This window comes from Pseudomonas sp. NPDC096925 (genome assembly GCF_044762545.1).
Lineage (GTDB): Bacteria > Pseudomonadota > Gammaproteobacteria > Pseudomonadales > Pseudomonadaceae > Aquipseudomonas.
In genome coordinates this window covers 1-13,513 of the sequence record NZ_JBIWEM010000002.1, presented here as the reverse complement: position 1 = coordinate 13,513, position 13,513 = coordinate 1, and the positions used below count along the sequence as shown (strand labels likewise).

Sequence of the window (13,513 nt, the reverse complement as noted above, 5' to 3'; positions counted from 1 at the left end):
ACCGCCACCCCCCCCCCCGCCCCCCCGACCCCCACAACAAGCGTGTCTTCGATGACGGCAAGTGGACCCTGTTCTCGCCTTCGGAAGTGCCAGACCTGCACGACCTGACCGGCAAGGCCTTCGAAGAGCGCTACGAGTACTACGAAGCCCTGACCGAGTACAACAAGATCAAGGTGTTCAAGACCATCCAGGCCAAAGACCTGTGGCGCAAGATGCTGTCGATGCTGTTCGAGACCGGCCACCCGTGGCTGACCTTCAAGGACCCGTGCAACCTGCGTTCGCCGCAGCAGCACGTGGGCGTGGTCCACAGCTCGAACCTGTGCACCGAGATCACCCTGAACACCAACAAGGACGAGATCGCGGTCTGCAACCTGGGCTCGATCAACCTGCCGAACCACATCGTCGATGGCAAGCTGGACACCGCCAAGCTGCAACGCACCGTGAACACCGCCGTGCGCATGCTCGACAACGTGATCGACATCAACTACTACTCGGTGCCGCAAGCGCGTAACTCGAACTTCAAGCACCGCCCGGTCGGCCTGGGGATCATGGGCTTCCAGGATGCGCTGTACCTGCAGCACATTCCGTACGGTTCCGATGCCGCCGTCGAGTTCGCCGACAAGTCGATGGAAGCGGTCAGCTACTACGCCATCCAGGCGTCCTGCGACCTGGCCGACGAGCGCGGTGCGTACGAGACCTTCCAGGGTTCGCTGTGGTCCAAGGGCATCCTGCCGCTGGATTCGCAACAGATCCTGATCGAAGCCCGTGGTGCCAAGTACATCGACGTCAACCTGGAAGAGTCCCTGGACTGGGCCCCGGTGCGCGAGCGCGTCAAGAAAGGTATTCGTAACTCGAACATCATGGCCATCGCGCCGACCGCGACCATCGCCAACATCACCGGCGTGTCGCAGTCCATCGAGCCGACCTACCAGAACCTGTACGTGAAATCGAACCTGTCGGGCGAGTTCACCGTGATCAACCCGTACCTGGTCCGCGACCTGAAGGCCCGTGGCCTGTGGGACTCGGTAATGATCAACGACCTGAAGTACTACGACGGTTCGGTGCAGCAGATCGAGCGCATCCCGCAAGAGCTGAAGGACCTGTACGCCACCGCGTTCGAAGTCGAGACCAAGTGGATCGTCGATGCCGCCTCGCGTCGCCAGAAGTGGATCGACCAGGCCCAGTCGCTGAACCTGTACATCGCCGGCGCCTCGGGCAAGAAGCTGGACGTGACCTACCGCATGGCCTGGTACCGTGGTCTGAAGACCACCTACTACCTCCGTGCCCTGGCCGCGACCAGCACCGAGAAGTCGACCATCAACACCGGCAAGCTCAACGCCGTTTCCAGCGGTGGCGACAGCGCCCCGGTCCAGGCAGCCGGCCCTGCGCCAGTGCCGAAGGCCTGCGCGATCGACGAGCCTGACTGCGAAGCCTGCCAGTAAGGCGTAGCGATGGAGGAGGAAGGCTTACACAGCTTTCTCCTGCATCAAACGCATGTAAAACGCTTTCAATAGGCAATAAAAAACCCGGTGCAGCGGGAACTGCGCCGGGTTTCAATCTCCCAGGAACGAAGAGCATCGTTCAAAGGGAGGCTAGATCCTACAGATCTAAGTTGAGCGCGGATTCTCGTGCCTGTCAGGACTAGTGTCAAGGGATGCTCATCGGGATGGAGAATCACACCATGTCCAAGAAGTCATCTTCTAGCGGCCAAAAAATTGGTCGCGATGCAGGCAGCGGGCGCTTCACCACAGTCGAGAAGGCTCGTAAGAACCCAACGACTCATGTGGTTGAAACCGTGAAAAAATCGAAGTAAGTCAGTAAAAGCCGGGAGAACTCTCCTCCCGGCTTCTGATTTTCTGAATGCTCGGAATCAAGCTCCTGTGTTTACAGAGGTGCGGCCCTTAGCGCCAGCGATATGCGAGCCACCGAAAGGGCCTGATCGATCTACTTCGTAATTTCAGCATGCCTCCGCAATCTGCCCCCCCGCCTCTAGGCACAACCGGAGCAAATGCTCCGTTTTTCCGCCTACTTTTCGTTACCGCTGCTCGAATCCTCCCGCTGCATCGCGTCAGATCCCTTACGTAGCATCAGTATCCAACAACCGGACGACTGGCCTTGGCCTTCCGCACCTCCGTTTTCACGGGGCATCGAGCTCCTTCTCCTTGACCTGAGACAAAGCCATACGAAATTTGATCTTGTCCCCTCCTCTTCAAAACTATATCGTGTGCCTCGGAACAAGACACAACACCATATAGGCGAATTTTGCCGTTTTTGCGTCTTGACAAACTCATCGACGGTAACCGGGTCTCTTTTCCAAAAAAGGGATCGGAGACACGACATGAAAGCCCCAAAATTGCTGTTTTCCGGTACAATGTTGCCCCTCAAAAAGCGGCTCAAAACTACAATGACCGCTTACGATGGCCACCCCCCCCTTCATGCCTTTCGCGGGCGGTGCGCCGACGAAGCTCGTGATTGTTGATCGCTGAGCTCATGGCCAACTCAAATCAAAATTCCAGACCTTGTGGGACACCTCGGGAGCCGAGGCGCTTCCTACGCGGTCTCTAGCAGTATCCCATTATCTTAAAATTTAACGGTCGCCTTGGCGCGACCCACAAGCGGAGCCAAAACACCATGCTGAGCTGGGACGAATTCGACAAGGACGAAAACGAAGTCACCACTAAAGGCCTAGGCAATACGCAAGCCAGCCAGCCAGTTATCGACAAGCTCGACAGCGCCGGTGGTGCCGCCGCCCTGGAAGCCCGTGTCGCCACCGCCGACGACTCCGACGCGGTCAAGCGCGCCAAGGCTGCCCTGAACGACCTCGACATCGCCGAAGGCCTGGCCGAGCTGGAAGGCTCCAGCGCCCGCGTGCGCGTTGATGAAAAGCGCATGATCAACTGCCGCGCCGACCTCAACCAGCTGGTACCGTTCAAGTACGACTGGGCCTGGCAGAAGTACCTGGACGGCTGCGCCAACCACTGGATGCCGCAAGAGGTCAACATGACCGCCGACATCGCCCTGTGGAAGAGCATGGACGGCCTGACCGAAGACGAGCGTCGCATCGTCATGCGTAACCTCGGCTTCTTCTCCACCGCCGACTCGCTGGTCGCCAACAACCTGGCCCTGGCCGTGTACCGCCTGATCACCAACCCGGAGTGCCGCCAGTACATCCTGCGCCAGGCCTTCGAAGAGGCGATCCACACCCACGCCTACCAGTACTGCATCGAGTCGCTGGGCATGGATGAAGGCGAGATCTTCAACATGTACCACGAGATCCCGTCGGTCGCGAAGAAAGCCGCCTGGGGCCTGAAGTACACCCGCGCCATCTCCGATCCGGAATTCAACACCGGCACCGTCGAAACCGACAAAGAGCTGCTGCGCAACCTGATCGCCTACTACTGCGTACTGGAGGGCATCTTCTTCTACTGCGGCTTCACCCAGATCCTGTCCATGGGCCGCCGCAACAAGATGACCGGCGTGGCCGAGCAGTTCCAGTACATCCTGCGTGACGAGTCGATGCACCTGAACTTCGGTATCGACGTGATCAACCAGATCAAGATCGAGAACCCGCACCTGTGGGACGCGGCGATGAAGGAAGAAGCGACCCAGATGATCCTGCAAGGGACCCAGCTGGAGATCGAATACGCCCGTGACACCATGCCACGCGGCGTGCTGGGCATGAACGCAGCGATGATGGAGGACTACCTCAAGTTCATCGCCAACCGTCGCCTGACCCAGATTGGTCTGAAAGAAGAGTATCCAGGGACTACCAACCCGTTCCCGTGGATGAGCGAGATCATGGACTTGAAGAAGGAGAAGAACTTCTTCGAGACTCGTGTGATCGAGTATCAGACTGGCGGTGCACTGAGCTGGGACTGATCGTCCGGGCTGAGCATCGAGAAGGCTGCCAATTGGCAGCCTTTTTTATTGGCAGGGGAAAAGCCGACCAGGAAGCTTCCTACAAATAGCCAAACAGGGACAGGCTCGACCCGGATCAGTACCGCTCCGTGCAGTTGCTGCGTTATGGCAAATACCAGGCGACCACCATGGTCAGCGAGTCCGGGGCCTATACCTTGTTGGCGCATCACCATGTGCCGAAGAACCGGCATCTGCGTTGGTGGCTGACACATGAGGTGGTGGTGGTGCTGGCTGGGGAAGTGGACCAGCTGCCCCAGGTAGAAAAGCGGAAGTTGAGTTGGCGGGAGTGTGCGCAGCGGGCGCTGCGATTGCATGGGGTTTAACCGGCGGGTTTGCCTGGGTGGGCCTCTTCGCGGGTGAACCCGCTCCCACAGGTATTGCGCTGGCTTCGGGATCACGCAGTACCTGTGGGAGCGGCTTTAGCCGCGAACACCGGCGCAGCCGGTGCCATGCACCGCGTCGTCTGCTTCGCGGGCTTGCCCGCTCCCACAGGTACTGCGCTGGCTTAGGGTTCAAGCAGTACCTGTGGGAGCGGCCGTGGCCGCGAACACCGGCACAGCCGGTGCCATGCACCGCGTCGCCTGCTTCGCGGGCTTGCCCGCTCCCACAGGTATTGCGCTGGCTTCGGGTTCACGCAGTACCTGTGGGAGCGGCCGTGGCCGCGAACACCGGCGCAGCCGGTGCCATGCACCGCGTCGCTTGCTTCGCGGGCTTGCCCGCTCCCACAGGTACTGCGCTGGCTTAGGGTTCACGCAGTACCTGTGGGAGCGGCCGTGGCCGCGAACACCGGCGCAGCCGGTGCCATGCACCGCGTCGCCTGCTTCGCGGGCTTGCCCGCTCCCACAAATACCGAGGACATCCACAGCTAGTTCATTTGCCTGCCTACAACCACCACAGCCCTGCTACTCCCCCTCCCCAACCGGCTCCACCCGCTGCACCACGATCTGCATATGGGTCGCCATGTCAGTCAGTATCACCTCCCCCTCCTTGTACTCCGGGGTGATCATCAGCGAGCGGACAACATGCTCGTTGCCGCCCTCGCGCTTCTGCACGTTCTCAAACGCCACGATGATCGTGTCGTTGCGCCAGTTGCTGATGTCGAAACCGCCCGCAGCAACGAACTCACTAATGTCACGCTCGTCGTTGAAGACATTGGTGCTCACCCAGCCGGTCAAGGAAGCCTTGGAAAAAAGCGGCCTGAAAGGCATCAGCCGGTATGAGCACCTGGAAAAAACCCACATCGTGCACCTTGACTGGCTGCACTGGGATACCAGCAAGCCCATCACCGATTACCTCGAGCTTAACGGTGGGCCGACCTCGATCATCGACTCCCTGCCACATGAACCTGCGCTTGCCGCACGCATGCCGGAGTATTGGCAGGCATTCGTCGTGGGCAAGCTGAACCTGCTCAAGGACCCACGCCACGAACCTGCTGACCTCGGCCAGTATCTCCAGGTGGTCAAGGCCGACGAGCACGCCGACTTCTTCAAAGGGGATGTCTATCGCGGGTACTTCCTGAGCGAACGCGCCAAAGCGTGGCTGGAACAGCAATGCCCTGGCTGCTTTACATTCACCTTGCTCCGTTGAATCAGTCCAGCTGCTGAGCCCTCAATGCCTGCGCCAGCATGTCAATGAACGCCCGAACCTTGGCCGAACCGTACTTGCTCTCTCGGTGCAGCACATGGATCGGCCATGGCGCCTCCTCGTACTCGGCCAGGATCACCTGTAGTTGCCCACTGGCCAGTTCATCCGCGACCTGGTACGACAGCAGACGGGCAATGCCCAATCCGCCGCAAGCGGCGGCGATTGCGCCGTCATTGCTGGTGACCGTCAAGCGGGGTTTCACGCGCACCAGGGTCGGTTCCTCGGTCACGCCGAAGCGCCAGCCGGCACGTGGCGACAGGTTGGTGGTGCCGATCACCGCATGCCCCGCCAGGTCGGACGGGTGCATCGGCACGCCATGGCGCGCCAGGTAGTCGGGGGACGCACACAACATGCGCCGCACCCTGCCCACCCGCAGCGCTTTCAGGCCGGAGTCTGGCAAGGGGCCGATGCGTACGGCCACGTCCATACCCTCCTCGACCATGTTCACTATGCGGTCGAGGAAGTAGGCGGAAACGTCAACCTCGGGGTACTGCTGCAGGTAGCGGACGATGCACGGCATGACGTACTTCTTGCCGAACAGGATCGGCGCGGTGACGGCCAGGTCGCCTTTGGGTGTGGCATTGATGCCGGCAGCCGCTTCGTTGGCCTCGTGGATGCTGGCGAGGATAAGCCGGGTGTCTTCCAGGTAACGGCCACCCGCTTCGGTCAGGCGCACGCTGCGGGTGGTGCGCAGCACCAACTTGACCCCGAGCTGCTCTTCCAGGGCGCTGACGGCACGGGTGACTGCGGCTGGGGAAATGTCCAGGCGGCGTGCAGCGGCGGCGAAGCTTTCCAGTTCGCCTACGGCGACGAACACCTTCATCAGGTGGATCTGGTCCATGCGAGCTCCTGGGATTGTGAGGTGCCGGGATTATCTTTCATCTGGGCATTTTGTGTTGCCAATACCGGCCCTTTCGCGGGCTTGCCCGCTCCCACAGGTTATTCACCGCTCCTGAGGGCAGTGGAGTACCTGTGGGAGCGGGCAAGCCCGCGAAAGGGCCGGGACAGGCTACCTTACAGATCCAGCACCAACGCCTGCGTCCCCTCCTCTGACCGGGCCGGCACGGCACAGCAGATCAATACCGAACCCGCCTCCGGCAGTTCGGCCGGCGGGTTCGGGTAATGCACCTGGCCACTGACCAAGCGGGTCTTGCAGGTACCGCACGACCCGCCCCGGCAACTGAACTCCGGCGCCAGCCCACGCGCCTCGGCCAACTCCAGCAGCGTCCCGCTGCCGGGCGCCCAGCGCGCCTCCTTCGCCGAAGCCGCAAAGTACACCGGCACCGGCTCGCTGGCAGCAGGAGGCTGTTGCAATGTGGGTTGGTCATCGTCGGTGTGCCGCCGGAGCGTCGACGGGCCAAAGGCTTCGGCATGGATCCGCGCATCCGGCACATGCACCCCGCGCAGCCCTTCATACAGGTCCTGGGTAAAACTGCCCGGGCCGCACAGGTAGAAATCGTAGTCGTCCAGCGCCAGCGTCGCCTTGACCTGCTCGATACCCAGCCGACCGGCAAACGCGTAATCACGCCCCGCCAACGCATGCGCTTCCGGCTGGCTCAGGGCGCGGTGCACCTGCAGCAGGCCGCCGGCCCGTTGTTGCAAGCTCGCCAGCTCCTCACGGAACGGCAGGTCGGCCAGGCTGCGCGCACCATGGAACAGATGAATGCGCCGTGTCCTCCCCTTGTTCAACTGCTCGCGCAGCATGGCCAGTAACGGCGTGATACCCACACCCGCGCCGATCAGCACCAGCGGCCGTGTGCTCTGCTGGTCCAGCGTGAAGCTGCCCATCGGCGGGCGCACGTTCAGCACATCGCCTGCCACGACGTGCTCATGCAGGTGCCGCGAGGCCTGGCCCTGGGCTTTGACGCTGATGCGCAGGTAGCCATCGGAAGGCGCGCTGGACAGGCTGTAGGTGCGGATCAGTGCCGCCTCGCCGTCGAGCTGGATCTGCACCGGAACATGTTGCCCTGGCGCAAAGGCCGTCGCACTGCCAGCAGGTGGCTCAAGGTAGAACGAGCGGATGTCGCGGCTCTCCTGCTCCACCCGCTGCACACGCCAGGCCTGCCATTGGCGCTGCCGCTGGCGTTGCTGCAGGCGCGCGTCGGCCTCGGCCCAGGTGCCGGTCATCAGGCTGGTCGGCGCGTACTCCTTGAAGGCCCACCGCAGGGAAACGGCAGCCGGGCGCCACACCACCTGCTCGACCTCCAGCGTCCACAAGCGCTCGGCGCCTTCGAACGCCTGGATGGCGGGGCTGTCCAACAGCAACTCGGCATGCCCGTATAGCTGCAACACGTTGCCGTTGCTGAAATCGATGAACAGCAACCCTGCTTGCGGGTTCACCAGCAGGTTGCCCAGGGTATTGAAGTGCAGGTTGCCAGCATAGTCGGGAATGGTCAGGCGGTTGCCTTCAACCTTGACGAACCCGGGCCGCCCGCCACGGTGGGAGACATCCACCGAGCGCTGGCCGTCGCCTTGCTCGACATAGCTGGCGACAAAGAAAGTGTCGGCTGTCTGGATCATGCGGGCAGCCGTGGCATCGAGTGTCGTCGCATCGACACGCCCTTGCGCGGGTTCCGCGACGCGGGTGTAGTCACGCAGCTGAATGTACTGCGGGCAGTTGCCGAACGACTGCTCCACAGTCACCTGCAGTTGCCCGTCGCCGGCCTCGTGGACCTGCCCGTTGAGGCGGTTGCGTCGACGGGTGTGCAGTTCGATACCCAACAGGCCGACCGCCTGCCCGGCAGACAGCCCCGGGGTAGCGGGATCGTCTGCTGCCAGCTGAGTGTTGATCGTCAGCTGGCGTGGGTTCGGCGAGCTGACGAAACCTTCCGGCCCTTCCAACAATGTTGCCCAGGGCCGCCCCCGGTCATCTACGCTGGCGGCGACCATGAACGGCAACTGGTGATAGAAAATACGGTGCTGGTCGGGCATGTAGTCACGAATGACCTTCTGCCCGAACGCCTCCATGCGCTCCGCGACACCGGCTTTTTCCTGCAGGGTTTTCTCCCCCGCATGCCAGGGCGAGGGGTGGTGCTCCGGGTTCTTTTGCATGGCGGCGTTCCTCGCGGTGGCGGGATGTCAGGCGCTGGTCTGCAGCCCGATCACGGTGCGTGGCATGGGCACGAAGCCAGGCAGCGCCTCAATCCGCGCCAGCCAGCTGCGTACGTTGGCATAGGGCTCCAGCGACACATTGCCCTCCGGTGCGTGGGCGATGTACGAGTAGTTGGCGATATCGGCGATGGTGGGTGTGCTACCGACCAGGAACGGCGTTTTGGCCAGCTCGGCGTCGATCACCTTGAGCAGGGTGTGGGCGCGAGCAATGACCTCGTCAGTGTTGAACGCGGCGCCGAATACGGTCACTAGGCGCGCGGCGGCAGGGCCGAAGGCCAGCGGGCCGGCAGCGACCGACAGCCAGCGCTGCACGCGGGCGGCGGCGGCGGGCTCCTCGGGGAGCCAGGTGCCGTTGTCGTACTTCTTGGCCAGGTACACCAGGATGGCGTTGGAATCGGCGATCACCGTACCGTTGTCATCGATGACCGGGACCTGGCCGAACGGGTTGAGGGCCAGGAAGTCCGGCTGCTTGTGCGCACCTTTGGCGAGGTCGACGAACACCAGCTCGGTGGGCAGGTTCAGCAGCGAGAGCATCAGCTCGATGCGGTGGGCATGGCCGGACTTGGGGAAGTTGTAAAGCTTGATCGGGTTCGACATGGGCTTGGCTCCTGGTCAGCGCCGGGGTGGGCTGATGGAGCACATGCTGCACCGGTTCGGCTGGCAGCAGAATCCGTGTGGCGGGGAAACCATAATTTCGCGAGGCGGAATAATCGTGAGGCCGGCTCCCACAGAAGAACGCACCGGCCGGGGGCTTGTGCGGTCCATGTGGGAGCGGGTTTACCCGCGAAGAATGCAACGCGGCGTATGGCACCGGCTGTGCCGGTGTTCGCGGGTGAACCCGCTCCCACAGGGCTCGCGCCAGTTTTTAGATATTGAGCAAGACAGTTGCTCCCACTGGATCGGTTAACGCGGTCGGTTGTCGGCGCTGGGGCCGGTAGCATCAATGCAGATGCAAGATCAGTGCAACTTGTTGAAATACCGGAACAACCCACGCGCAGCCTCGACCACCTGTGGCACGCAGGCCTGGATATCCTCTTCGCTCATCTGATCCAGCAGCTCGAAGTTGTCCTCCAGCCCATGCAGCGAAATGGCCTTGAGCAGTTGGTCCTGCTCCGGCGGCAGCTCGGCCCAGCCGGCGACCTGAGTGCCGCGCATGTAGCCAAAGCACCACTCCTCCATGACAATCACACTGCCTGTCTCGCCTTCGCTTTCCTCGAACAGCGGCTCGAAGTGATCGACGTCGTCACCCAACTCCTCCGCCACCTGGCTGGCATAGCGCAGCATCAAGGCCACGTAGGCCTCTTCATGCGCCGGTTTCTTGAATTTCGGCACCTTGCCACCAGCCACCGCGGGTAGCCACTGTTCCGGGGTGACAGTGGCCGGCGAAGTGGCCAGTGCAGTGAAAAAGCCATTGAGCTCGGCCAGGTTGAGTACCGAGTAGTCATTGCCGTAGGTGATCAGCAGGTCTTCAAGGCGGTCGAGTTCTTTTTCGCTGAGTGCGGGGAGCATGGGTTGGACATCCTGGGAAGCAAAAGTGTGTGCACCCTAGCACAGAACAGCCCAAGGGCTGCGATAGCGATTGTTCATGGCCTCAGCGCGGCATCGGTGCATGCAGGCGATAGCCAAGGGTTGCATCATAGAGATCGGTACGCCGGTCTCGCGGCAGGTCGTTGAGGCTGTTCCAGATCGGTGCCGAGCGTGCGCTGCTGAGGTCGACATCGGCGTAGAGAATGCCCTCCTCCTCTGCACTGGCCACCTCGCCAATTGGCCAGCCATTGGTACCGGCAATCAGCGAACAGCCCAGGAAGCGCCCTCCCCGCTCGCTGCCTATGCGGTTGGCGGCAGCGATGTAGACGTTGTTGACGTGTGCCGCCGTCATGGTCAGGTAGGAAGCCATGCAGCGCCCGGCTTCATCGAACAGCGGCGGTGGTGTCCATACCCAGTTGTTCAGGCTGCAGATGATGTCGGCGCCTTGTGCGGTCATCAGCCGCGGCACCTCCGGGAACCAGATATCCCAGCAGATCAGCAGACCGATACGGCCGATCGGCGTCTCGAACACGGGGAAGCCTAGGTTGCCAGGGGTGAACCAGAGCTTTTCCTGGTTCCACAGGTGAGCCTTGCGGTAATGCCCGAGCAAGCCTTGCGGACCGAACAGTACAGCACTGTCGTAGAGCTTCAGCCCGTCACGTTCGGCAAAACCCGCAGCCAGGTACACCTGATACTCCCTGGCGAAATCCGCCCAGAGGTTCAGGCTGCGACCTTCCTCCAGCGTTTCGGCATGGGCATAGGCCTCTGCACGGGTGTGGAAGGTGTAGCCGGTGTTGGCCAACTCGGGCAGCACGATCAGGTTGGCGCCTTCACGCACTGCCCGCCGGGCCAATGCCAGGCCTCTGCTCAGGTTACCGTCACAATGCTCGAGCCCGACTTGGGGGTCGTACTGGATGACGGCGATGCGTACGGGGCTGACGGGGGGGCAATGTTCGGACATGGCGACTTCCTTCTTATGGTTGTTTTGGAAGGGCGCCAGTAAAGCGGGGTTGGGCTGGGGAGTGACAGTCGGGGTATTCCTGCAAGCTTGTAGGAATAGGGGATGGGTGTGACAGGAAGGGCCTTACACGCCGCAGAGGTCAATGCGATCAGTGTGGGAGCGGCCTTGTGTCGCGAAAGGGCCGCAGAGCGGCCCCAGGATTTCAGCGACATGGCAAAAATTGCCGGGGCTGCTTTGCAGCCCTCTCGCGACACAAGGCCGCTCCCACAGGCGCCATACCTGTAGGGGGCCTCAGGCCTTACACCGCCAGCGCGCGCTCACGCAGCTCGCTGTTGAGGATGCGGTCGTTCTCGCTGTAATCGACCGGGCAGTCGATCACGTGCACGCCCGGGGTCTTGATGCAGTGCTCGAGCAGCGGCAGCAGGCCTTCGGCGCTTTCCACGCGGTGGCCGTTGGCACCGTAGGCTTCGGCGTACTTGACGAAGTCCGGGTTGCCGTAGTCCAGGCCGAAATCGGTGAAGCCCATGTTCGCCTGCTTCCAGCGGATCATGCCGTAGCCGTCGTCACGCAGGATCACCACGGTGATGTGCATCCCCAAGCGTACCGCAGTCTCCAGCTCCTGGCTGTTCATCATGAAGCCGCCGTCACCGCAAACCGAGATCACCGGGCGGTCCGGGTGCACCAGGTGCGCAGCCATGGCCGATGGCAGGCCGGCGCCCATGGTCGCCAGGGCGTTGTCCAGCAGTACGGTGTTCGGCTTGTGCGCCTTGTAGTTACGGGCGAACCAGATCTTGTAGATGCCGTTGTCCAGGGCAACGATGCCTTCGGACGGCAGCACGCGACGGATGTCGGCGACCATGCGCTGCGGGTAGACCGGGAAGCGGTTGTCGTCGGCACCTTCGGCGATCTGTGCTTCGTTGGCTTCACGGATGGCCATCAGGCGAGTGAAGTCCCAGTGTGTGGTGTCACTCAGCGCTTCGCTGATCTGCCACACGGCGTTGGCGATGTCGCCAATCACTTCCACCTGCGGGAAGTACACGGCATCGACTTCGGCAGAGCGGAAGTTGATGTGGATGACCTCGGTGCCGCCACGGACCATGAAGAACGGTGGCTTCTCGATCACGTCGTGACCGATGTTGACGATCAGGTCGGCAGCTTCGACGGCGCGGTGCACGAAGTCACCCGACGACAGCGCGGCGTTGCCCAGGAAGCGTGGGTGACGCTCGTCGACCACACCTTTACCCATCTGGGTGGTGATGAACGGGATGCCGGTCTTGTCGATCAGTTGCTTGAGGACCTTGGCGGTCATCTTGCGGTTGGCGCCGGCGCCGATCACCAGGATCGGGTTACGGGCGTTCTGCAGTTTCTCCACGGCAGCTTCGATGGCCTTGTGCTCGGCCAGCGGGCGACGGCTCAGGCTAGGCGGGATCGGCAGGCTGTCGGTCTGCTCGGCGGCGATGTCTTCCGGTAGCTCTAGGTGCACGGCACCCGGCTTTTCTTCCTCAGCCAGGCGGAAGGCTTCGCGCATACGGGCCGGGATGTTGTCGGCCGAGGCGAATTGGTGGGTGTACTTGGTGATGGGGTCCATCATGCCGCACACGTCGATGATCTGGAAGCGGCCCTGCTTGGACTTCTTGATCGGCTTCTGGCCGGTGATCATCATCATCGGCATGCCGCCCAGGTAGGCGTAGGCGCTGGCGGTGACCAGGTTGGTGGCGCCAGGGCCGAGGGTAGACAGGCTGACGCCGGTCTTGCCGGTCAGGCGGCCGTAGGTGGCGGCCATGAAGCCTGCGGACTGCTCGTGACGGGTCAGTACCAGCTTGATCTTCGACTTGCGCAGGGATTCGAGCAGGTCGAGGTTTTCCTCACCGGGAATACCGAATACATACTCGACACCTTCGTTTTCCAGGCATTGCACAACGACATCGGCGGCCTTGGCCATCTTGCTTGCTACCTCAAGTGATGGGACGGTGGAAGTCCAGAAATGCGCAGCACGGTACGCTGGCATCGCTCAGCCCAGGGTCAGGAGTGCCCCGAACCAGAGTCTTGACGTAGGGTGGGCGCGGGAAAGTCACGTTAATGTGGCGGGAATATTGTCGCACCCAGGATATTACGCGCTCGGTGTGGGAGTTGTGGGAGCAGGCGACGCGGAGGATGGCACCGGCTTTGCCGGTGTTCGCGGGTGAACCCGCTCCCACAGGGGGCGCGTATGCCCGGGAGTTTTTGCGCCACAAAGACAAAACCCCTACCTGCAGGCGCAGATAGGGGTTTTGCGAAATGAATCTTGACGATGACCTACTCTCACATGGGGAAACCCCACACTACCATCGGCGATGCATCGTTTCACTGCTG

General features: G+C 62.0%; 12 protein-coding genes. 5 read left to right on the top strand and 7 right to left on the bottom strand.

Annotated elements, in window-relative coordinates; genetic code table 11:
- From ACIQYU_RS06065 to ACIQYU_RS06050, 4 genes are all read left to right on the top strand, one after another.
- Positions 1-1,442, top strand: a 1,442-nt coding sequence (locus ACIQYU_RS06065) for a ribonucleoside-diphosphate reductase subunit alpha (protein WP_402798557.1), incomplete at its 5' end; no start/stop codon positions are given.
- Between the two features lie 239 nt (positions 1,443-1,681).
- Positions 1,682-1,813 carry a hypothetical protein gene (locus ACIQYU_RS06060; protein WP_343586809.1) on the top strand — a complete coding sequence of 44 codons (132 nt, stop codon included), beginning with the start codon at positions 1,682-1,684 and terminating at the stop codon, positions 1,811-1,813.
- A gap of 818 nt (positions 1,814-2,631) precedes the next feature.
- Complete coding sequence (locus tag ACIQYU_RS06055) at positions 2,632-3,879, top strand: ribonucleotide-diphosphate reductase subunit beta (protein WP_343586812.1); 1,248 nt, start codon at positions 2,632-2,634, stop codon at positions 3,877-3,879.
- 128 nt (positions 3,880-4,007) lie between these two features.
- On the top strand, positions 4,008-4,241 hold the full coding sequence (locus ACIQYU_RS06050) for a hypothetical protein (protein ID WP_233688335.1): 234 nt from the start codon (positions 4,008-4,010) through the stop codon (positions 4,239-4,241).
- 579 nt (positions 4,242-4,820) lie between these two features.
- Here ACIQYU_RS06050 and ACIQYU_RS06045 read toward each other — a convergent pair.
- The gene (locus tag ACIQYU_RS06045) at positions 4,821-5,081 is read right to left on the bottom strand and encodes a hypothetical protein (protein WP_233688336.1); all 261 of its coding nucleotides are present in this window, start codon (positions 5,079-5,081) and stop codon (positions 4,821-4,823) included.
- Between ACIQYU_RS06045 and ACIQYU_RS06040 the strand changes: the two genes are divergently transcribed.
- Positions 5,074-5,505 carry a hypothetical protein gene (locus ACIQYU_RS06040; protein WP_233688337.1) on the top strand — a complete coding sequence of 144 codons (432 nt, stop codon included), beginning with the start codon at positions 5,074-5,076 and terminating at the stop codon, positions 5,503-5,505. The genes ACIQYU_RS06045 and ACIQYU_RS06040 overlap by 8 nt on opposite strands.
- Position 5,506: 1 nt before the next feature.
- Here the strand turns inward: ACIQYU_RS06040 and ACIQYU_RS06035 are convergent, their stop codons facing one another.
- The 6 genes from ACIQYU_RS06035 to ACIQYU_RS06010 all read right to left on the bottom strand — a co-directional run bounded on the left by ACIQYU_RS06035 (position 5,507) and on the right by ACIQYU_RS06010 (position 13,103).
- Positions 5,507-6,403, bottom strand: coding sequence for a LysR family transcriptional regulator (locus ACIQYU_RS06035; RefSeq protein WP_233688338.1), 897 nt, complete (start codon positions 6,401-6,403; stop codon positions 5,507-5,509).
- A 173-nt stretch (positions 6,404-6,576) separates the two neighbouring features.
- Positions 6,577-8,613, bottom strand: coding sequence for a pyridoxamine 5'-phosphate oxidase family protein (locus tag ACIQYU_RS06030; protein WP_402798553.1), 2,037 nt, complete (start codon positions 8,611-8,613; stop codon positions 6,577-6,579).
- Positions 8,614-8,640: 27 nt separating this feature from the next.
- Positions 8,641-9,270, bottom strand: a complete 630-nt coding sequence (locus ACIQYU_RS06025) for a glutathione S-transferase family protein (RefSeq protein WP_207838193.1) — start codon at positions 9,268-9,270, stop codon at positions 8,641-8,643.
- Between the two features lie 360 nt (positions 9,271-9,630).
- Positions 9,631-10,182 (bottom strand): UPF0149 family protein, encoded by a 552-nt coding sequence (locus tag ACIQYU_RS06020; protein ID WP_343587963.1) that lies wholly within the window; start codon positions 10,180-10,182, stop codon positions 9,631-9,633.
- Positions 10,183-10,264: 82 nt separating this feature from the next.
- Positions 10,265-11,161, bottom strand: coding sequence for a nitrilase family protein (locus tag ACIQYU_RS06015; RefSeq protein ID WP_233688341.1), 897 nt, complete (start codon positions 11,159-11,161; stop codon positions 10,265-10,267).
- A gap of 298 nt (positions 11,162-11,459) precedes the next feature.
- Positions 11,460-13,103, bottom strand: coding sequence for an acetolactate synthase large subunit (locus ACIQYU_RS06010; RefSeq protein ID WP_241105936.1), 1,644 nt, complete (start codon positions 13,101-13,103; stop codon positions 11,460-11,462).
- Positions 13,104-13,513 lie beyond the last annotated feature (410 nt).